This is a genomic window from Deinococcus radiodurans R1 = ATCC 13939 = DSM 20539 (assembly GCF_000008565.1).
GTDB classification, from domain to species: domain Bacteria; phylum Deinococcota; class Deinococci; order Deinococcales; family Deinococcaceae; genus Deinococcus; species Deinococcus radiodurans.
The window spans coordinates 1,373,782-1,394,182 of sequence record NC_001263.1; the positions used below are offsets into that span (position 1 = coordinate 1,373,782).

A 20,401-nucleotide genomic window follows, 5' to 3' on the forward strand; every position below is an offset into this window, starting at 1 on the left:
GGCGCAGCTTAGGACGAGGCTGGCCCCGCACCTGGGGGCAGTTGCCGTGAGGTGAGGGGGTCAGTTGGCCCCGCCTTGAGCCTGAGCGGGGAAGCCGCCACAATGGAGGGCGTGCAGAAGCAGGGGGAACAGTGAGTGTGCCGGCGGTTCTGGCGGGCATCCGGGAGGCCGAGGCGCAGGCCGGGCGCGCGGCGGGCACGGTGCGCCTCGTCGCGGTGACGAAGGGGCATTCGCTCGACGAGATTCGCGGGCAGGTCCTCGCCCACGGCGACTTTCCGCTGGCCGAGAACCGGGGTCAGGAGCTGCGCGACAAGGTGGCCGGGTTGCCCGGGGCCGAGTGGCATTTCATCGGGCCTTTGCAGCGCAACAAGATCAAGTACCTGCGCGGTGTGACGCTGGTGCATTCCATCGAGGAGCCCTGGCAGGCGCAGGCCATTGCCGACGCGGCAGCGGAGTGGGGCCAGGCGCCCGCCGTGCTGTTGCAGCGTCACAACGGCGAGGGGCAAAAGCACGGCGTGTTGCCTGACGACCTGCCCGCCGTCCTGCGCGAGGTGCGGGCGACGGGGCTGGAGGTGCGCGGCCTGATGGCGATGGCGCCTTACGACGACGAGGCGCGGGCGGCGCAAGTGTTTGCCGACACGGCGCGGCAGGCCCAGGACCTGGGGCTCGTGGAGCTCAGCATGGGCATGAGCGGCGATTATCCCCTCGCGGTCGCGGCGGGGGCCACCCTGGTGCGGGTCGGTCGGAGTCTGTTCGCATGAGCTCGCCCAATAACAATAATCCGTCGGGCAAACTCTCGCCGCGCGACATCACCCACCAGTCTTTCGACGGACGCATGAGCGGCTACGACAAGGGGCAGGTGCGCGCTTACCTGAACGACGTGGCGCACCGGGTCGAGGCGCTGCTGCAGGAAAACCGTCAGCAACGCGAGCGCCTCGCCGAGTTGCAGACCGAGCTTCAGGAGAAAAAACAGGCCGAGGACGAGATTCGCCGCGCCATCGTCTCGGCCGAGCGCATGGCCCACGAGCTGCGCGAGAACGCCGCGCGGGAGGCGAAGGTGCTGCTCGAAGAGACCCGGGCGCGCGGCGCGGAACTTCAGGCCGAGCAGGAGCGGCGTGGTGGGGACGCCGAGCGCCGGCACGAGCAGCGGCTCGCCGAGCTCGACACCGCCTTTCGCAACCGCTACGCCGAACTCGAGCGCGACCACCATGACTGGCTGCTCGCCCGCGAGCGCGAGCAGGGTGAGCGGCTCGCCGACCTCGAGCGGCAGTTTCATGCCCGGCATCAGGACCTCTCCGGACGGCTGGGCGCGGCTCGGCAGGAATACGCCCAGTTCCTGAGTGCGTACCGGGCGCTGCTCGCGTCGTTCGGTGAGCTGAGCCTGCGCCACACGCTGCCGGAGGACGCGCCGTTGCCGCTCTCTTCTCTGTCGGGAGCGGCAGACGAGCCGGCGGAGTCGTTGGGTGGGGCGCCCGGCGCTGCGCGGGTGACGCCGGATGTGGTGGGGGCGCTGTCGGAGGTGCCGCCGGAGTTGGCCGCCGCGTTGCTTGGCGCAGAGGCAACGCCGGTGAGTGGGACGCCGGGACTCACCGATGGTTTGCCGCGTCCGCTGGCGCTCAAATCGGTGGACGTGTTGCAGGGGCTGCCCGACGCGGTGCCGGTCTATGCCGGGGACGCGGCGCCCGAAGCGCGGCCCCTCCTGGGACGGCACGGCGAGGTGGCCCAGCTGGACGACGAGAAATAAAAACGGCCAGGCCGTCGTCCGGGGGGACAGGCGGCCTGGCGTGCTTGTCGTGAGGTTACTGGCGGATGATCTGGGCGCTCTTGGGCAACTGCCGCAGGGCCGCGGCGTTGAGGCCACTGTTGGTCTTGTAGTTGCTGACGTTAAGGTCGGCGACTGTCTTGCCGCTGCTGAGGAGCTGCACGCGGGTGGGGCGCCAGCCGGCTTCAGTGATCCAGACGCGGGTGCGGTCGGTGCCGCCGTTCTTGGGCTGCGCTTCGAGCTGGAAGGTGCGCTGGCCCGCGCTGCCGCTGGTGCCGAGCAGTTTGACGTTGTAGCCCGCGAGCAGCGAGGCGGGGTTGCTCAGCTGCGTGAAGTCGAGGTCGCCCAGGCCGCTCTGGCCCGTCGCCTTGCTCAGCGGCATAACCGTGATCTGGTTGGTCAGGAAGAGGTACTGACGCACTTCCTTGCGGTCGGCCACGACGATGTTGTCGGCCAGGGCGTCGGGGGCGGCGAACTGGAGCCGCGCGAGGTTCTGGGCGGGAATGGCACGTACCGTCAGGTCGATGGTCTGATTGCCGCTGTCGGCGTTCGCGGTGCCGTTGACGCGGAACGAGAGGTCTTTGACGGCCTTCTGGGCGCTGTCGACACGGTTAAGAATGTCCTGGGCACTCTGGGCGCCGGCGGCTCCCAGGGTCAGGGCAAGGAAAAGAGGCAGGGTCTTGCGCATGCCGTCAGTATGGGCGGCTCCGCCATGAGAAGGCCGCGCCCTGGCTGATGCAAGGTTGAGGTCAGGGGGTGTCGTCGCCTTGCTGGCCCAGCGGCAGGCTGTACTGGAGGGCGGCCCCGAAACCGGGCTGCCCGTCCAGACCCTGACCGCCCCGCAGGGACACGCCGAGTTGCCCGCGCCCCAGGGGGCGGCTGAGGTCGGCGCCGTAGCGCAGCGGCGCACTGAAGCGGCGCCAGGGCTCGTAGCTGGCGTAGGCGGACAGTTCGGTATCGCCCAGCGGCGGCAGGTTCAGCCGGGCGCTGAGGCTGGGTTGGGCTCCCAGCAGGGCGTCGGCGCTGAGGCTCAGGCCACTGCCGGTGCGGTAGGTCACGCCAGTGCTCAGGCCGAGAACATCCTGCCCGGCCCGCACGCCGCCGCGCAGCAGCAGGACGTTGTCGGGGTCGGCGTCTGCGGCGGGGGCGCGGCGCCATTCGAGTTCGGCGAGCGTGTTCGCTTGGGCACCGAGTTCGCTGTGGCCGTGCGCGGTCAGAAAGCGGCTGAGGCGGTAGCGGGCGTCGAGGTTGACGTTCCAGCCTTGTGGTCGTAGGTCGTGGGCTTCCTCCTGCCAGGGCGCGAGCGGCGCTTCGGTGCTGAGGGGTGCATTGAAGACCTCTCCCCCGATGCCCAGGGCCACAGGGCCGACGCTGCCGCCCAGCTGGCCGCGTAGGCGCAGGCCGCCGCTCCAGGGGTGGCTGAGTTCCGCGTCGCCCTGCACGGCGCCCAGGGCGGGCAGGCTGAGGCTCTGGCGATAGCTGGCGCGGATGGCGTGGGTGGAGACGCCGAAGCGGGTCTGCCCTGGGCCGGTAGGGAGGTCGGTGACGGCGGCTTCGAGGAAGGGGCGGTTGGAGGTGGAGAATTGGGTGCTGAGCTGGAGGTCGGTGGCTTGGGCGACGCTGCTGCTGAGGGCGAGGAACAGGGGGATGAGGGGGCGGGACATGGTGTTAGGGTATTTGAGAAACAGCATCTCCTTTCCTTTTTTAATATAAATTTTTCTAAAAAGCTCGCGCTATGGTGGAGCTATGAAGAAGATGGCTTTTGCGGCAATCGCTCTTGGATTGGTGGCCTGCGCGCCGGCGCAGCAGCAACGGCTGGTTTACCCGCCGACTGTCGAGGTTGAGCGAATCCAGCTCACGAGTTTCAGTTTGCCGGCACCGGGGCGGGCAGCTGTTGCGGGAGTAAGGCTGGAACTTAATGTGGACAATCCCAATCCATTGCCTGTTCGGCTGGTGCAACTGGCCGGAGTGCTGGTGCTCGACGGTCAGGAAGCTGGAACCGTAACCGTTCCCGATATCCGTTTGCCGGGGCAAGGGCGGGCGCGGCAGGTGGCGCAGCTCACGTTGCCGGTGACGTTCAAGACGGCGACCACTTTTCTCAACATTGCGCGTGGGCAAGAGGTGAGCTACCGGTTGGACGGAACTCTGACGGCTGACCTCGGCCCGCTGGGACAGCCGACGTTTGGGCCTTTTACTTTGACCCAGGGGGTGTGGAAGCAGGCGCCTTTATCGGTGTTTTGAGGAGAAGAGTAGTCTTCCCTCTCTTTTGTACTTCCCCCTAGGTTTTCATATAAAATATTTTTATGACAGCATGCGTAATGCAGTGGCAAGTTGTCGGGCACCTTCAATCAGGCGGGGGCCAGGGCGGCCCAGACCACTCTCGTGGATGGCGACCACAGGAACGCCGAGGCCCCGGGCTTCGATGACTTCCGGGCGCAGTTTTTTGGCGCCGCACCACGAGCAGACAATGAGGTCGGGACGGGCAGCGCGAACTTCGTCCAAGGTGAGGGGGCGGGAACGGCCCGGCTCGTCTGCCAGAGCGTTGACGGCGCCCAGGGCCGCGAGCAGGTCAGTCACCCAGGAGTCGCGGGTTGCGGCGATGATGGGCCGGGGCCACCATTCCACCAGCACCCGTGGAGAGCGGGGAAAGTCGGTATACAGCGCGCGCAGCTCAGTCTCAAACGCCTGCACGACCTGTTCGGCGCGGGCGCCCTGACCTGTCAGCTCCCCTATCCGGCGGATGTCGGCCAGAATTTCGGGCAGCGTCACCGGGTCGAAAACGGCGGTGGGCAACCCTGCCGCTTGGACTTCAGCCACCACGCGGTCTTGCCCAGGCACGCTCAGGCTGGCGAGCACCAGATCGGGGCGCGTCTGCGCGAGTGCTGGCACGTCTATGTCAAGATCCAGGCCCACCCGCCGCGCGCTTTCCAGGCCCGGCGCGTCCGAGTGATTGTCTACCGCCACCACCCAGCTGCTGAGGCCGAGCGCGGCCAGGATATCGGAGTTGCTGGCGACCAGCGAGGCCAGCCGCAGGGGTGTGGACGCAGAAGCAGGAGTTGGCATGGGCGGTCCCAGTGTAGGCCAGCCGCAGGGCAAAGGTCCCGCTGGGGCAGCGGGCAGGTGCGTGTACGCTCACCGCAACTTCAAGCCCCCAGCGAAGGTCCTGACTATGCCCATGCCCAAAACTTCCCCGTCCAAAACGCTGGTGATCGTCGAGTCGCCCGCCAAGGCCAAGACCATCGAGAAGTACCTCGGTCAGGGCTACGCCGTCGAGTCCTCGGTCGGCCACATCCGTGACCTGCCGCGCAGCGCCGCCGACATTCCCGAGAAGTACAAGGGGCAGGCATGGGCGCGGCTCGGTCTCGATGTCGAGCACGACTTTCAGCCGCTGTATGTCGTCTCGCCCGAGAAAAAACAGAAGGTCGCGCAGCTGCGCAAGCTCGCCGCCGAGGCCGACGAAATCATCCTGGCGACCGACGATGACCGCGAGGGCGAAAGCATCGCCTGGCACCTGTATCAGGAACTCAAGCCCAAGGTGCCGGTCAAGCGGATGGTGTTTCACGAAATCACCCGCGAGGCGATTCAGGCCGCGATTGCCGCCCCCCGGCAGATTGACCGCAATCTGGTCGAGGCGCAGGAAGCCCGCCGCGCAGTGGACCGGCTCTACGGCTACGAGGTCAGCCCGGTGCTGTGGCGTAAGGTCGCGCCCAAGCTCTCGGCGGGCCGGGTGCAGTCGGTGGCGACCCGGATGCTGGTCGAGCGTGAGCGTGAGCGGATGCGCTTCGTGGCGGCGACGTGGTGGGATGTGGTGGTCACGGCCCAGGCACTTACCGCGCAGGCTGGGGAGCAGACCTTCCCCGCCCGGCTGACCGAGGTGCAGGGCGAGCGGCTGGCGGCGGGCAAGGACTTCGACCCGTTGACCGGACAGTTGCGGCCCGGCGCGGGCGTGCGGCTGCTTGGGGAAGCCGAAGCACTCGCCATCTCCGAGGGGCTGAAGGGGCAGACGCTCAAGGTGCTCACGGCGGAGGAAAAGCCCTTCACCTCGCGTCCGCCCGCTCCTTTTATTACGTCCACCTTGCAACAGGAAGGCAGCCGCAAGCTGCGGATGTCGGCCCAGACGACCATGCGCACGGCGCAGCGGCTCTACGAGGGCGGCTACATCACCTATATGCGCACCGACTCCACCAACCTCAGCAGCGAGGCGGTGAACGCGGCGCGCGGTCAGGTCAAGGACATGTACGGCGCACCGTACCTCTCGCCGCAGCCCCGGGTGTACGCCAAGAAGTCGAAGAACGCGCAGGAGGCCCACGAGGCGATTCGCCCGGCGGGGAGCACCTTCCGCACGCCGGAGCAACTGCGCGGCGAGCTGAGCGGCGACGAGTGGCGGCTCTATGACCTGATCTGGAAGCGGACGGTGGCCTCGCAGATGTCCGACGCCCGGGGCCGTAGCCTGCGCGTGCGGCTGGGTGGCCAAACTGCAAGTGGGCAGACGGCGGACAGCGTGCCCGTCGTGCTGAACGCCTCGGGCCGCACCATCGATTTCCCTGGTTTCCTGCGGGCTTATGTGGAAGGCAGCGACGACCCCGCCGCCGCGCTTGAGGACCGGGACACGCCGCTGCCGCCGCTGAAANCCGGGGACGCGGTGCGGGCACAGGACGTGAAGGCCGAGGACCATGAAACGCAGCCCCCTGCTCGCTACACCGAGGCCAGTCTGGTGCAGGCCCTCGAAGGCGCGGGCATCGGGCGGCCCTCGACCTACGCGAGCATCCTGGGGACCATTCAAGACCGGGGCTACGCGCTGAAAAAGGGCACGGCGCTGGTGCCGTCGTGGACGGCGTTTGCGACCTCGGCGCTGTTGGAGCACCATTTCGGCACGCTGGTGGACTACGACTTCACCGCCAAGATGGAAGAGGACCTCGACGAAATCGCGGGCGGGCGCGAGCACCGCGTGCCCTACCTGCGCCGCTTCTACCTCGGTGAAGAGGGCGAGGGGATGGCGCTCAAGCCGCTGATTGAGCGGCAGATGGGCGAGATCGACGCACGCGGTATTGCCACCATCAAGGTGCCGAAGCTCGAAGGCAGCGGCATCGAGGTGCGAGTAGGCCGCTACGGGCCGTACATGCAGCGCGGCGAGGACAAGGCCAACCTGCCCGAAGGCATGACGCCCGACGAACTGACGCTGGAAGTCGCCGAGGAACTGTTCAGCCGTCCGCAGGGCGACCGGGTGCTGGGCGAAGACCCGGAGAGCGGTCACCCGGTCCTGGCCCGCGCCGGACGCTACGGTCCTTACGTGACGCTGGGCAACGAGAACCCGCCGCTGCGTTCGGCGAGCCTCTTCCCCGGCGAGAAACTGGAAGACATGACGCTGGAGCGGGCGCTGCAACTGCTCACGCTGCCCCGGCTCATCGGCACCAGCGAAGGTGAAGAGGTCTGGGCGCACAACGGCAAGTTCGGGCCGTACCTCAAGCGCGGCAGTGACTCGCGCAGTCTGGCGACCCACGAACAGCTTTTCACGGTGACGCTGCCCGAAGCCGAGGCTCTGTTTCAGCAGCCCAAGTTCCGGGGCCGGGGCGTGGCCGCCGCGCCGCTCGCCACCTACGAGTACGAAGGCCGCACGCCGATTCTGCTCAAGTCGGGCCGCTTCGGGCCGTACCTTACCGATGGCGAGAAAAATGCCACCTTGCGTAAGGGCGAGGACCTGAACACCCTCGACCCGCAGCGGGCACGTGACATTCTGGAAGAGCGCGGCAAAGAGCCGCAGAAGAAGCCCGGCAAGGCAGGCACGAAAAAGGCGGCAGCGAGTAAGGCCCCCGCTAAAGCTGCGGCCAGCAAAACTGCGCCCAAGAAAGCGGCAGCCAAGCCAGCGGCGAAAAAAGCGGCACCGAAAAAGGCCGCCAGTAAATCTGCTAAAACTCCAGCCGCCAAAGCCGCACCGCTGACCTGGGCGCAACTCAAGCCCTTCGTGGGCGTGCTGAGCGAGCCGGAACGCGCGCTGGTCACGGCCACCCGCGAGCAGGGCCGTAAGGTAGAGGACGTGGCCCCCGAACTCGGCCTGGACGTGAAAAAAGCCAAGGGCATGGCGCTGCAAGCGAGCAAGAAGCTGAATCAGGCAGCGCGGGGCGGATAAGTCCGGGTGAGTCACCTTTTCAAAAACAGCGGAGTTCGGCTCTAGCTCCATGCCCATGACTCGTCGCCCGGCACCTCCCGCGCCGCTGCATCTCCCGCGCCTCGCACAAAGCATGGCAGGGCAATGGGTGTCGTTGCCGGGCTCCGCGGCGCGAGTCTTGGGGTTGACAGGGCGCGTGGCTGGGACGGCGCCGGGCTATCTCATCTGCCTCGCTGGTGAAGTCGTGGTGGACCTGCCGACAGGAGATTTCGTGAAGCTGCGAGCAGGTGAGACCTTTCGAGTGGTGGAAGGGAAGTGGCAAGCCTTAGCTACAGCGGAAGGGACAGTGCTGTTGCATCTGTCGGAGTAGGGGCTCCTCTTCCCTTTGAATCCCGTGTCTTCTATTTCATATAAAAAATATTTTCCGGCGTCGCAATTCTCATCTGAAACGATTCAGTCCACCCTAAACTTGAGCATGACTTCCCTGCAAGGCGAGCTGAAATGGTGGCAAAGCGGCATCATTTACCAGATTTACCCACGTTCCTATCAGGACAGCAACGGCGACGGCGTGGGCGACCTGCCCGGTATCACGGCGCGGCTGCCGTATGTCGCGAGTCTGGGGGTGCAGGCGGTGTGGCTCTCCCCCATTTTCAAAAGCCCGATGCGCGATTTCGGATACGACGTGGCGGATTACTGCGACATTGACCCGGTGTTCGGCACGCTGGAGCAGTTCGATGCGTTGGTGGCCGAGGCGCACCGGCTGGGGCTGAAGGTCATGCTCGACTACGTGCCCAACCACACCAGCAGCGACCACGCCTGGTTCCAAGAGGCGCTCACGGGCAAGGCCAGCGCCAAACGCGACTGGTACGTATGGCGCGACCCTGCCCCGGACGGCGGGCTGCCGAACAACTGGAAATCCTTCTTCGGCGGCCCGGCATGGACGCTGGACGAGGCGAGCGGGCAGTATTACCTGCACCAGTTTTTGCCCTCACAGCCGGACCTCAACTGGCGCAATCCCGACGTGCGGGCGGCGATGTTTGATGTGCTGCGGTTCTGGATGCGCCGGGGCGTGGACGGCTTCCGGGTGGACGTCATCTGGCTGCTGGCCGAGGACGAGCGGTTTCTGGACGAGCCGGAAAACCCCGACGCCGACCGCGAAGTCGTTGGCGGGCAGATCGAACACAGTACGCTGCTGCACATCTACACGCAGGACCAGCCCGAGACGCACGACTATGTGCGCGAGATGCGCCGGGTGATCGACGAGTTCGACGACCGGATGATGGTCGGTGAAATCTACCTGCCGCTCGACAAACTGCTGCCCTACTCCGGCACGCCCGAGGCGCCGATGGTGCATCTGCCGTTCAACTTTCACCTGATTCTGCTGCCGTGGGACGCGCAAACCATCCGGCAGTTCGCCGACGAGTACGACGCAGCGAGCAACGCGGCGGGGGCGTGGCCCAATTGGGTGCTTGGCAACCACGACCAGCACCGCTTCAAGACGCGGGTGGGCGCGGCGCAGTACCGGGTCGCGCAAACGCTGCTGCTCACGCTGCGCGGCACGCCGACGGTGTACTACGGCGACGAGATCGGTATGGAAAATGTGCCCGTTCCCCCGGAGAAGATGGTGGACCCCTCCGGCCTGCAACAGCCCGACAGCCCGGACGCCGGGCGCGACCCCGAGCGCACCCCGATGCAGTGGGAGGCGGCGCCGGGCGCAGGATTTACGGCGGCAGGCACCGAGCCCTGGCTGCCGCTCACCGACAACTTCGCGCAGGTGAACGTGCAAGTTCAGGAGCAGGACTCGCAGAGCGACCTGAACTACTTCCGCGCCCTGACCCGCCTGCGCCAGGAGCAGCCGGCCCTGGTGGGCGGCAGCTACCGCAGCCTGGACAGCGGGCACGCCGACGTATTTGCCTTCGAGCGTGAACTGAACGGCGAGCGGTTGACGGTGTGGCTGAATTTCCGCGGTGAGGAACGCGCGGTGGCCGCCACGGGGCAAACGCTTCTGAGCAGCCGTGGCGATCAGCCCGCCGCCCAATCGCCGCTGCGCGGGCACGAGGCGCGGGTGGTGCTGGGTTGACCGATTCACTGGGCTGACTGACCCGCCGGGCTGACCGGAAACGGGCGCGATCTGTTAGCCTGCGCCCCATATGAGCCTTCCTCCCGGCAACGGCCCCGTGCAGATCAGCGCGGAGCAGATCAAAGCCCGTATTCAGGAACTCGCGGCGCAGATTCGCAGCGACTACGCGGGCCAGCGGCCCCACCTGATCTGCGTGCTCAACGGCGCTTTCATGTTCCACACCGATCTGGTGCGGGCGCTCGACATGCCCGCCACCATCGATTTCATGCAGGCGAGCAGCTACGGCACCGCCAAGCAGTCGAGCGGCGAAGTGCGGCTGGTCAAGGACCTCGCCTTTCCCATCAGTGACCGGCACGTGATCATGGTGGACGACATCGTGGACACCGGCATCACCATGAGTTACCTGCTGCACTACCTCCAGGGACGCGGCCCGGCCAGCCTGAAGGTGGCGGCGCTGCTCAGCAAACCCAGCCGCCGCAAGGTGGAAGTGCCGGTGGACTACCTCGGCTTCACCATCCCCGACGCCTTCGTGTACGGCTACGGCCTCGACCGGGCGCAACTCGACCGCAACCTGCCATTTATCACTAGTCAGGAGGAGTAAGGAACAGCGTGTTCCCTGTCGGGGCCTCACGGCTGGCATAGTGACGGCCATGACCTCACCCGACTCCGCCTCCTTTCCCGACCCCCAGCGCGCCTGGGTGTACCGTCCCGCTCAGCCCCTGCAAACGCACGACGCAGGGCCGCTGGCGGGGCTGACTTTTTCAGTCAAAGACCTCTACGGCGTTCCCGGCTGGCCGCTGACCGCGAGCACCCGCGCCCCGGTGCCCGACCCCGGCGCGAGCGTGCTGGTGGGGCGGCTGCTGGAGCTTGGCGCGGCGGCGCTCGGCAAGACGCACCTGCACGAAGTCGCGCTGGGGATTACCGGGATGAACGGCTATGGCGGCACCACACACCCCCGTGACCCCGAGCGGGTGCCGGGCGGTTCGTCGAGCGGAGCAGCGGTGAGCGTGGCGCTCGGGCAGGTGGATTTCGCGCTGGGAACCGATACCGGCGGCTCGATTCGGGTGCCGGCGGCGTGGTGCAGCGTGGTGGGCTACAAACCGACCAAAGGCCACCCCGCCTGGAGCACCGAGGGTGTGCTGCCGCTCTCCTGGACCTGCGATCACGCCGGGCCACTCGCCCGCGACCTGAGCATGGTGGTGCGGGTGTATCAGGCGCTCGGCGGAGGTCACGTCACGCCACAGGACTGGCAGGACGTGCGCGTGGGCCTGTGGCTGCCCGAGGGCTGGACGGATGAAACGGTGCGAGACGCAGTGCTGGCTTACGCCGACGACCTGAAAGCGCGGGGGGCGACGGTGACCCCAGTGGACCTCCCGGAAATGCTCGACGCTTACTCGCCCATCGTGCTCAGCGAGGCGGCGCGGGTCCACGCAGAAGCTCTCCAACAGCCCGACCCCGGCTTCCTACCATTCACGCTGATGTCCCTGCGCAACGGCGCGGCCCTGAGTGAGGAGGAAGTGCAGGCCGCGCACGAGCGCCGGACCGAATACCGCGTACTCCTTGACCGCCTACTGGCCGAGTTCGATGTGTTGCTCGCCCCCGCCGTGCCCACCCCTCCCCCTCTGATCGGGCAGGACGAAGTGACGCTCCTCGAAGGCCCGCAAGTCCTGCGCCGCGCGGTGCTGCGCCTGAACACGCCGTTCAGTCTGCTGGGGGCGCCGGTGCTGTCGTTGCCGAGCAGCGTGCCCGATGTGGGCGTGCAACTCGTGGGCCGCCACGGGCAGGATGAGCGGCTGCTGGGGCTCGGCCTGAGTCTGGAGAGCTGAGCCAGTCTTCCTGGGAAACGGGGAATGCAGCCCACGGTTCGGCTACTCGCCACGGCCTAGACTCGGGGTATGACTCAGGACACCAAGACCGATTTTCAGAAACCCAGCGACAACGACCTGCGCGAGCGCCTCACGCCCATTCAGTACCAGGTGACGCAGCATGAGGGCACCGAGAGGGCCTTTACCGGCGAGTACTGGGACCACGACGAAGACGGCATCTACGTGGACGTGGTGTCGGGCGAGCCGCTGTTTTCCAGCCTCGACAAGTACGACGCGGGCTGCGGGTGGCCCAGCTTTACCCAGCCCATTCCCGATGTGGCGCTCACCGAGAACACCGACTACAAGATCGGCTACGCCCGCACCGAGGTCCGTTCGGCGAGCGCCGACTCTCACCTCGGGCACGTTTTCCCCGACGGCCCGCGTGACCGGGGCGGCCTGCGCTACTGCATCAACTCGGCGGCGCTGCGCTTCGTGCCGCTGAGCGAACTCGACGCTCAGGGCTACGGGCAGTACCGCGCGCTGTTCGAGGGCCGTCAGGGCTAAAAGTCGAGCAGCAAAGGCCCAGGCAAGTACTGGGCCTTTTTTGTTGGCTCGTAAAGCAACGCGGTTCAGCCCAGAGGCAGGCCGGAATGCACACCCTTACCACCTTAGAGATGCGTCAATGTCCCGAGGCAGCACCGTCAGCAGTCACTTCGTTTCCTGTTCCACCACAGCAGTCACGCCCCCACGAATGAAGGCATTCAACCGCTGGGCCACCTCCTGCGGGTCGCCGGTCGGGGTTTCGCGCACCACCGTTTCGTACACCACGCCGCGCAGCAGGCCGGACACCAGGGGGAGCAGCACCGGGTAAGTCGCCAGCCGCTGACTGCCGAGGGCCTGAGTCAATCCGCCGATCATGGCGTCGTCGAAGGCTTCGCGGCGCTCACGCAGTTCGGCGCTGCCACCACACGACAGCAGCAGCAGCTCGCGGTGGTTGCCGAGCACCTCAAACAGGGCCGCGAAATCCACCGGCTCGCCGGGCACCATCAAGGCCTGGAGGTCCGGCGTGATGGCGGCGAGGCGCTCGTCGAGCAGGGCGTCGAGAATGGCTTCGGTGTGGTGAAAGTAGGTGTAGATGTTGGGGCGCGAGGTGCCGATGCTTTCCGCGATCATGCCCATGGAGACGCCCTCGAACCTGTGACGAAGAAAGAGGCCGGCAGCGGCAGAAAGAATCTCGGCGCGGCGCTGGTCCGCCGGAAGACGTGTTTTGGTCATGGGCACAGAGTGTAACGGGCGCAGGAACCGATGCGGTCAGGTGACAAGGTTGTTTGAACTCGGCCCAAGAAAAAACGCTGACCGTTGGGCGCCGCCGGGGCGAGGGTCAGCCTCCTATAGTGCGGCATGTCAACTTCAGGCGGCCTCATCATCGACTGGACCCAGATGCACACCTACAACACCGTCATGGCCGTCGCGGCGGGCGCGGGACTGCTCTCGGTCGTCGCGCTCGCTCGGCAAACGGTGCGGGGCGAGCCGTTCGTGCCTGAAGCGTGGGCGGTGAATTTCGGCATTCTGGGGACGTTGATGACCCTCACCGGCGCCCATATGACGCTCACGTGGCCGCTGGCGAAGTATTTCCCCTTCGACAACATCATTTTCGGGGAACCGTCCCTGGCCTTCGGCGTCTTGCTGCTGGGCACCGCCGCGTACCTGTGGCGGCGGGCCGAGCACCTGCGCTCCTCCCCCGACCTGCTCGCCGAGATGGTGGCGTTTCTCAGGCCGCTGCAATTTCTGCTCGTCGGGCTGGGGCTGTCACTGCTCGGGATTGCGGCGGCGGGGGTGGCCTTCCGGCTGTTCGCCGCGCCGCCCGAGGAACCGATTTCGGGGCGCTTTGCCACTATGCCCTGGCTGGAAGCGAGCGCCATTTCGGGCCTCTACGCCCTGGTGGGGCTCACGGCGCTGCTGATTCCGCTGGCCCTGCGCCAAGACCCTCACCGCCTGGCCCAGTCGGGGCTGGTGCGCGCAGCAGGCTGGAGGGTGGGGCTGTCCGGGCTGGTTTGGCTGCTGTTCGGGGCGCTCAACTATTTCACCCACATCGGGCTAATCTTGAACCTCACACGACTAAAGTCGCGTGATTCTCACTTCGCAGACCATTGCCCGCCGAAGCAGGTCTGACATAGCCTCCATGAGCGTTTAAGGTGTCTGAGATTCCCGCAGCCACCAACGCTTCACGCCGAATGTTCAGCGCAGCGTTCTCGTCTCGGTCATGGGTTTCCCCACAGTTCGGGCAAGTCCATGTACGGACGGCAAGATTCTTCACTTCGGGATTCTTGAATCCGCAGTCATGACACAACTGGCTAGATGGAAAGTAGGGGCTGACTTTAGATACCAGTCGCCCGTACCACGCTGCCTTGTATTCCAACTGCCGGATGAACTCACCCCAGCCCGCATCACTGATGCTCAGTGCAAGGCGGCGATTTTTCCGCATGTTGTCGGGTTTAAGGTGTTCGGTTCCGATGATTTCGTACTCACGCACCAGGGAGGTGGTGAGCTTGTGAAGGAAATCCTGACGCTTATTGACAATGCGCTTGTGAATCCGAGCCAGCTTGGTTTTCGCTTTCCCGTAACGTGCGCTGCCCTTCTTCCGTCTGGACAGGGTTTGCTGAGCTTTACGAAGTCTTTTCAGGGTGGAGCGGTAATATTTCGGATTCTGTTCATGCTTAAACCTCACGCCATCGGTCACGATGGCAAAATCCTTGATGCCGACATCCACACCCGCTGCAAACTTGGGAGCCGCAGGCAGGTAGGGAATCTCGACTTCACAGAGAACGGACGCTTCGTAATGGCCTTCGTGAATACGGCGCACAGTGACATTCAGAATCTTCCCTTGAATATCCTGCTGGCCCTTGGTTTTCACCCATCCCAGCTTAGGAAGTTTGAGCCTACCTTCCCCAATTTGGATGTTGTTGTTGGTGAATTGAGTCCGGTAGGACTCTCCCGTGCGCTTCTTTCTGAAACGTGGGAATCCTACCTTTTTACCGGACTGCTTCACAGTCCGAAAGAAGTTCTTGTACGCGGTCTCAAGGTTTTTCAGCGAGTTCTGCAAAGCAAACTTATCTACTTCCGAGAGCCAGGAGGTTTCTTCAGCCTGCTTCAGAAGGGTCAGTTCGCTACTCGTTTGCCCGTAGGTCAGTCCCTTCCCGCTTTCCTTGTAGGCCGCAATGCGACGGGCAAGGAAGTGGTTGTAGACGAACCTTGCGCTACCCAGCGTGCGGTTAATCAGTTCAGTCTGAGCCGCATTTGGGTACAGCCTGACCACGAAAGCCTTATTCCTTATCATGCTGGCTCTCTATGTATTTCTGAATCTGAGCGCGGGTGTTTTCAGAAACAGTCAGGATGCAATACGACGGGTTCCAGAGATTGCCGCCCCACAGCTTTTCTTTCAACTGCGGGTAGGCCACGAACATCCGACGTGCGGAAGCGCCTTTCAGCGCCTTCACGAAGTCGGGGATGGCTTGCTGTGGGGTTGCGCTTAGCAGGAGGTGAACGTGGTCAGGCATGACTTCCATCGTGATGACTTCCAGCCCGTTCTGAGCGGCAATGTCACGCAGGATGTCTTTCAGTCCATCAGCAACCTCACCCACCAACACCTGATGACGGTATTTCACGCACCAGATGAGGTGGTATTCAAGCTGATAGACGTAACCCCGGCCTTTCTTCATCTCAAGGGGAAGAATAACATATGTCATCTGGAAAAGCTAGAGGCTTCCGCTTTTCATCGCCCTTTTCAGGGCGAGAGGGGCTAACTCATGACTGAAGTCACGAGTGTGCGCCCCTCAAGCATCAACACCACCGCGAAGTAAGACACTACGAAAAAGAAGAGCTCCCGCCCCGGCACACTTAGCCGGAGCGGGGAGCTTTCAGTGGTCGGTCAAGCCGCCCTGCAACTCAGAGCGCGTTGTGCTTCGCCTGAATGGTGCCTTTTTTGGCGTCCACGACCACGCTGCCGAAAGGCTGAGCGGCCCCGCTGTCCTTGAAGGTCACCGTCACCGGCTTTTTCACGTCGTAGCGGGCGCTCTGGAGCTGGGCGTTCTTGAAGACCCAACCGCTCAGCCCCGGCTGGCTGAAGGTGGCCGAGGCGTCGCCGATGGAGTCTTTCATGTCGGCCAGCATCGCCTTGGTGGGCACGGTCTTGTCGCTGCTGTCGACGATGCTCAGGACGCCGGGTTTGCTGAAATCGACGACATACAGGCCCCACACCTGCGCGAAGGCGCTGCCCTGCGGAAAGATGCTGAGGGCTTCGGTCAGGGTCTTGCCCGCCACCTTGAGCGTCTTGCCGTCGTCCACCACACTGAGGGTGCCGCACTTGAAATTCAGCGGGGTATTGAAGCTGACCGTTTTGCCCTTTACCTGCACGGTGAGGGTGCCGCCGTCGTCAAGACGCACAGTGTTGCATTGGGCGCCCGCCACCTGGGTCGGGGCCGCCTGAACAGAGGACAGCGCCAGGAGACCGGTCAGGCTAAGCAGCAGAGAAAAAGAAAATCGCATAGAGGGGGACTATAGGCGCCCGCTTGCCGAGCCGTCCCTTCCCTGAGGACAGCCCGGTGCAGCGAGGGCGTTGGCTGAATGTCAGCTTGACTGACGTTGACCCGGTTCAAGCCTGAGCAAACTCGGTGCGGAAGCCGACTTCGAGGAGCTGCTGAATGAGTTCGCCCAACCGCTCGGCATCGAGGTCCGGGTTCTGCAAGATGGCCGTCGCCACCGAGAACAGCATGACGCGGGTGAGCAGCACCATCTTCGGCGCCCCGATCAGCTGCTCGGTGTTGCGTGTGCGTTCGTCCATGCGGGCCATGACGCGCGCCCGGGTGGCCTGAAACAGTGGGCCGCCGCCACTTTGCAACAGCAGCAGCAGGTCACGCTGGGTCAGGAGCACCTCGAACGTCAGCCGCGCGTCGGGCCGCTTGACTTCAGCGAAGCGGCGGTCGAGTTCCGCGAAATACTGCGCGGTCAGGCGTTCGAGCAGCGTGTCGAGAATGGCCTCGGTGGAGGGAAAATAGGTGTAGACGTTGGGCCGCGAGGTGCCGATGGCGGCGGCGATCTCGCGGGGACTGACCTGGGCAAAGCCCTGCTCGATGAAGAGGCCGAGGGCGGTGTCGAGGATTTGCTCCCGACGGGTGTCGGAAGAGAGGCGTTGGCGTGGAGACATGGGCGCAGAGTATAAGCGTGCCCCGGCCCGCTGCGGCAAGAGCGGGCCGGAGTCGAAGGCAGGGGCACGGACCCTGCAATTATCCTAAGACGTCTTTTCGTTGGCCCGGCGTACTTTCCTAAGATGGTCAGGTCCCAAAGTTCACGAATGTGACTCCGCACCGGCCTAGGGTGCGAGGCATGAAAAAAGTCCTGGCTCTGGGCCTGCTGCTCGCTACCGCTTCTGCTTCCGCCGCTGGTCTGACCGGCACCGATACGGCGTTCCTGGCAAAGGCGGTGCGCGGCAACAACTTCGAAATTGAAGCCGCTAAGCTCGCGCTGAAGATGTCGCGTTCGGAGTTCAACCGCACCTACGCCCGCCAGATGATCGCCGACCACACCATGCTGGGCGCGCAGGTCAAAACCGCCGTCATGAACGCCGCTCCGGGCATGCAGCTACCGACGACGGTCACCTACAAGCAGTGGGACATGCTGCAAGCGCTCAAGGCGTCGGGCCGCGGTTTCGACAATCTCTACCGCCGCCAGATGATCAGCAGCCACCGCGAAACCTATAACCTGTTCAACGCCTACAGCCACTCGCAGAACGCCAACAGAGGGCTGCAACAGGTCATCGTGGCCGCCAAGCCCAAGGTGCATATGCACTGGAACCACGCGTTCAACCTCGCTCAGTAAAGCAACGAATTAGAGCAAAATCATGACCCTGTGCCTGCCACGCACGGGGTTTTGTTTGGCGTGCCGTTTATGGTTTTCCGGTCAGCGGCACTGGGCAGCCAGCCACTTGCAGCGGCGTAAAGTCAGCCAGAACCGCCATCAGGCGAAGCTGCCCCAGAACCTTCAGGAGCCTCAGGGCCTCTCCCCACCGTTGGCCGCTTCGCACTGCTCCTGTCTGTTGCAAAGGGAACCACTTTCACTGGATTTGGGCCGCCCCTGCTGGTCGCCCGACCCTCCATCGACGCGACCGGGCCTGAACATCCCTTAAACTGCTGAGGTTGCCGTGTCCGAGTGACGCGCAGAAAGAGGAGGAAACATCATGGGCCTTGCCATCGGAATCGTCGGTCTTCCCAATGTCGGGAAAAGCACGCTGTTCAACGCCATCACCCGCGCCGGGGCGCTCGCCGCCAACTATCCCTTCGCCACCATCGAACCCAACGTGGGCCGCGTAACGGTGCCCGACGAACGCCTCAGCGCGCTGAGCCAAGTCTTTACCAAGGGCGAGCGGGTGCCGCCGATCATCCCCACCTTCGTCGAGTTCGTGGACATCGCCGGGCTGGTCAAGGGCGCCTCGCAGGGCGAAGGGCTGGGCAACCAGTTCCTAGCCAACATCCGTGAAGTGGACGCCATCGCCCACGTCGTGCGCTGCTTCGAGGACCCCAATGTGGTGCACGTCGCGGGCCGGGTGGACCCTCTCGACGACATCGAAACCATCAACACCGAGCTGATTCTGGCCGACCTCGCGGGCCTGGAAAAGCGCGCGCAGAACCTCCAGAAGAAGGCCAAGGGCGGCGACAAGGACGCCAAGGAGCAGCTCGAACTCGCTGAGCAAATCATTCAGGTGCTCGGCGAAGGCAAACCCGCCCGCGCCGGAAGCTATGAGGGCAAGATTCCCAAGGACTTCGGCCTCATCACCATCAAGCCCGTGATCTACGTCGCCAACGTGGGCGAAGACGACCTGACCGGCGACAACGAGTACGTCCAAAAGGTCCGCGAGTACGCCGCTGCCGAGGGGGCGCAGGTCGTCAAGATCAGCGCGCAAATCGAAGGTGAACTCGCCGAGATGCCTGAAGACGAGGCGGCTGCCTTCCTGCACGACCTCGGCGTTGAGGAAAGCGGTCTTGACCAGCTCGTCAAGGTCGGGTACGAAACGCTCGGGCTCATTACCTTCATCACCTCCGGTGAAAAGGAAGTCCGCGCCTGGACGATTCGCAAGGGCGAAAAAGCCCCCGAAGCGGCGGGCGAAATCCACTCCGACCTCGAACGCGGCTTTATCCGCGCCGAAGTGATCGAGTGGCAGAAGATGGTCGAAGCTGGCGGTTGGGCCCCCGCCAAGGCCAAGGGCTGGGTCCGCACCGAAGGCAAGGACTACGTGATGCAGGACGGCGACATCATGAACGTGCTGCACAACATGTAAACGGATCCAAAAAGAGCGCCCCGGTCACTGCCGAGGCGCTTCTTTTTTTGGCCGTCCGCCCGCTTATTTCAGGTGCAAGAACGCCAGAATCGCCTTTGCGATGCCCCGCGCCACCCGTTCCTGATAGGCCTTGTTGGCGAGCAACGGGCCTTCCTGGTCGCTGTCGCCGAAGCCGATTTCGGTCAGGATGGCGGCGGTATTGGGGTTGCGAATGACATAGAAGGTGTTGGTGTGCACGCCCCGGTTAGGAGCGCCGGTTTGCTGAAGCAGGCTCGCCTGCACCTTGCTCGCCAGGTCGCGTGAGAAGCTGACCTTGGCCTGCGAGAGGATGTCGCCGAGCAGGTTCTGGGCGGTGCCCGCCGCCGTGCGCGTGAGTTCCTGGCCTATGCTGCCTGCACCGTTTTCCTGAATGGCGAGAGCGCGTTTGTCGCTGCTGAGCGGCTGGCCGAAGTAATAGGTCTCCACGCCCCGCGAGCCTGGGCTGCCCGCATTGACGTGAATGCTGATATAGGCACTGACCGTGCCCGCCCGCGCCAGATTGGACCGGGCGTCGAGGTCGGCCCGCTTGTTATCGCTCAGGGACCGGTCGCTCGTGCGGGTCATGACCACGTCCACGCCTTTGCCGCGCAGCAGCTCACTGACACGCAGGCCCACCGCCAGCGTCACGTCCTTTTCGCGCAGGTGCTTGCTGACCATGCCGGGGTCTATCCCACCGTGTCCCGGGTCGATCACCACACGGGGCCGGGGAGTCGGTTTCGGTTTGGGCGCCGGCTTGGGTTTGGGGGCGGCCTTGACCACTGGTTTGGGGGCTGGTTTAGGCACGGCAACCTTTGACACGTCGATCACCAGCCGCTGCGGCAGGTTGCCCTGGCGGGGCACGATCTGAATCTGCGGGTTACCGTAGCCGGGCGCGAACGTCACGTTGACCGCGCTGCCCGCCGTCGCGTAGGCCACCACGCCCGGAACCTGAAAGCTGCCGCGCTCGGCCCGCAGCAGGGTGTTGAGCCGCAGGGTGAGGTAGGGCAACGTCACTTTCTTGCTCTGCACCCGGATAGGCTGCATACCCGGCAGGTCGAACACCACCCGGGTGTACCCAGGATGACTGCCCACCCGGGGCGCCGCGCAGGCGAGCGAGGACCACAGGGCGAGCACCACGAACAGAAAAAAGCGCCACTTCACAACGGGGCCGAGTCTAAACGTTTCCTCAGGCCGGCGGGTAGGAGCTTTCTGGGAGATGGGTCCACCAGATGAGGACGTGGCGCGGCTGGCCGCTTCCCAGCAGCACCGCGCAAGCTGAAGCGCAGCTGACCCGGCCCCT

Annotated in this window: 20 protein-coding genes; 11 read left to right on the top strand and 9 right to left on the bottom strand. The window is 64.8% G+C overall.

The genetic code is table 11. From position 1 onward, the window contains the following. Positions 1 to 131: 131 nt before the first annotated feature. Together DR_RS07030 and DR_RS07035 are read left to right on the top strand one after the other, a co-directional pair. A complete protein-coding gene (locus DR_RS07030; protein WP_010888009.1) occupies positions 132 to 761 on the top strand; it encodes a YggS family pyridoxal phosphate enzyme in 630 nt (209 codons plus the stop codon). Beyond that, the gene (locus DR_RS07035; RefSeq protein ID WP_010888010.1) at positions 758 to 1,744 is read left to right on the top strand and encodes a DivIVA domain-containing protein; all 987 of its coding nucleotides are present in this window, start codon (positions 758 to 760) and stop codon (positions 1,742 to 1,744) included. Before DR_RS07030 ends, DR_RS07035 begins: the two co-directional genes overlap by 4 nt. 55 nt (positions 1,745 to 1,799) lie before the next feature. Here DR_RS07035 and DR_RS07040 read toward each other — a convergent pair whose 3' ends face one another. Together DR_RS07040 and DR_RS07045 are read right to left on the bottom strand one after the other, a co-directional pair. Next, complete coding sequence (locus DR_RS07040; RefSeq protein WP_010888011.1) at positions 1,800 to 2,450, bottom strand: outer membrane lipoprotein carrier protein LolA; 651 nt, start codon at positions 2,448 to 2,450, stop codon at positions 1,800 to 1,802. A 61-nt stretch (positions 2,451 to 2,511) separates the two neighbouring features. Next, positions 2,512 to 3,426, bottom strand: coding sequence for a hypothetical protein (locus DR_RS07045; RefSeq protein ID WP_162177706.1), 915 nt, complete (start codon positions 3,424 to 3,426; stop codon positions 2,512 to 2,514). Between the two features lie 82 nt (positions 3,427 to 3,508). Between DR_RS07045 and DR_RS07050 the strand changes: the two genes are divergently transcribed. Beyond that, positions 3,509 to 4,003 carry an LEA type 2 family protein gene (locus tag DR_RS07050; protein WP_010888013.1) on the top strand — a complete coding sequence of 165 codons (495 nt, stop codon included), beginning with the start codon at positions 3,509 to 3,511 and terminating at the stop codon, positions 4,001 to 4,003. A 60-nt stretch (positions 4,004 to 4,063) separates the two neighbouring features. Here DR_RS07050 and DR_RS07055 read toward each other — a convergent pair whose 3' ends face one another. After that, positions 4,064 to 4,825, bottom strand: coding sequence for a cobalamin-binding protein (locus tag DR_RS07055; protein ID WP_010888014.1), 762 nt, complete (start codon positions 4,823 to 4,825; stop codon positions 4,064 to 4,066). 112 nt (positions 4,826 to 4,937) lie between these two features. Here DR_RS07055 and topA point away from each other — a divergent pair, with 112 nt between their 5' ends. The 5 genes from topA (at position 4,938) to msrB (ending at position 12,317) form a co-directional block, all read left to right on the top strand. Next, complete coding sequence (gene topA, locus DR_RS07060) at positions 4,938 to 7,889, top strand: type I DNA topoisomerase (protein WP_164927965.1); 2,952 nt, start codon at positions 4,938 to 4,940, stop codon at positions 7,887 to 7,889. 454 nt (positions 7,890 to 8,343) lie between these two features. Further along, the gene (locus DR_RS07065; protein ID WP_027480032.1) at positions 8,344 to 9,948 is read left to right on the top strand and encodes an alpha-amylase family glycosyl hydrolase; all 1,605 of its coding nucleotides are present in this window, start codon (positions 8,344 to 8,346) and stop codon (positions 9,946 to 9,948) included. A gap of 70 nt (positions 9,949 to 10,018) precedes the next feature. After that, a complete protein-coding gene (gene hpt / locus DR_RS07070) occupies positions 10,019 to 10,549 on the top strand; it encodes a hypoxanthine phosphoribosyltransferase (RefSeq protein WP_010888017.1) in 531 nt (176 codons plus the stop codon). A 49-nt stretch (positions 10,550 to 10,598) separates the two neighbouring features. Then, positions 10,599 to 11,774: an amidase gene (locus DR_RS07075; protein ID WP_027480033.1), complete on the top strand. Its 1,176-nt coding sequence runs from the start codon at positions 10,599 to 10,601 to the stop codon at positions 11,772 to 11,774. A gap of 69 nt (positions 11,775 to 11,843) precedes the next feature. Further along, positions 11,844 to 12,317, top strand: a complete 474-nt coding sequence (gene msrB, locus DR_RS07080; protein ID WP_010888019.1) for a peptide-methionine (R)-S-oxide reductase MsrB — start codon at positions 11,844 to 11,846, stop codon at positions 12,315 to 12,317. Between the two features lie 144 nt (positions 12,318 to 12,461). Here the strand turns inward: msrB and DR_RS07085 are convergent, their stop codons facing one another. Next, positions 12,462 to 13,028: a TetR/AcrR family transcriptional regulator gene (locus DR_RS07085; RefSeq protein WP_162177707.1), complete on the bottom strand. Its 567-nt coding sequence runs from the start codon at positions 13,026 to 13,028 to the stop codon at positions 12,462 to 12,464. Between the two features lie 126 nt (positions 13,029 to 13,154). On the opposite strand from DR_RS07085, the gene DR_RS07090 reads away from it, so the two are divergent. After that, positions 13,155 to 13,925: a DUF981 domain-containing protein gene (locus DR_RS07090; RefSeq protein ID WP_010888021.1), complete on the top strand. Its 771-nt coding sequence runs from the start codon at positions 13,155 to 13,157 to the stop codon at positions 13,923 to 13,925. Here the strand turns inward: DR_RS07090 and tnpB are convergent. The 4 genes from tnpB to DR_RS07110 all read right to left on the bottom strand — a co-directional run bounded on the left by tnpB (position 13,864) and on the right by DR_RS07110 (position 16,956). Then, positions 13,864 to 15,090, bottom strand: coding sequence for an IS200/IS605 family element RNA-guided endonuclease TnpB (gene tnpB / locus DR_RS07095; protein ID WP_010887311.1), 1,227 nt, complete (start codon positions 15,088 to 15,090; stop codon positions 13,864 to 13,866). The genes DR_RS07090 and tnpB overlap by 62 nt on opposite strands. After that, a complete protein-coding gene (gene tnpA, locus DR_RS07100; protein ID WP_010887312.1) occupies positions 15,077 to 15,499 on the bottom strand; it encodes an IS200/IS605-like element ISDra2 family transposase in 423 nt (140 codons plus the stop codon). Before tnpA ends, tnpB begins: the two co-directional genes overlap by 14 nt. Positions 15,500 to 15,698: 199 nt before the next feature. After that, a complete protein-coding gene (locus DR_RS07105; protein ID WP_010888022.1) occupies positions 15,699 to 16,298 on the bottom strand; it encodes a hypothetical protein in 600 nt (199 codons plus the stop codon). Between the two features lie 106 nt (positions 16,299 to 16,404). Next, on the bottom strand, positions 16,405 to 16,956 hold the full coding sequence (locus tag DR_RS07110; RefSeq protein ID WP_027480035.1) for a TetR/AcrR family transcriptional regulator: 552 nt from the start codon (positions 16,954 to 16,956) through the stop codon (positions 16,405 to 16,407). 179 nt (positions 16,957 to 17,135) lie between these two features. Between DR_RS07110 and DR_RS07115 the strand changes: the two genes are divergently transcribed. Both DR_RS07115 and ychF read left to right on the top strand, forming a co-directional pair. Continuing rightward, positions 17,136 to 17,627, top strand: coding sequence for a DUF4142 domain-containing protein (locus tag DR_RS07115; RefSeq protein ID WP_010888024.1), 492 nt, complete (start codon positions 17,136 to 17,138; stop codon positions 17,625 to 17,627). Between the two features lie 358 nt (positions 17,628 to 17,985). Beyond that, positions 17,986 to 19,083 (top strand): redox-regulated ATPase YchF, encoded by a 1,098-nt coding sequence (ychF, locus tag DR_RS07120; protein WP_010888025.1) that lies wholly within the window; start codon positions 17,986 to 17,988, stop codon positions 19,081 to 19,083. A 63-nt stretch (positions 19,084 to 19,146) separates the two neighbouring features. On the opposite strand, the gene DR_RS07125 is transcribed toward ychF, so the two are convergent. Next, entirely contained in the window at positions 19,147 to 20,262 is a 1,116-nt protein-coding gene (locus DR_RS07125) for an N-acetylmuramoyl-L-alanine amidase family protein (RefSeq protein WP_010888026.1), read from the bottom strand. Positions 20,263 to 20,401: the final 139 nt, after the last annotated feature.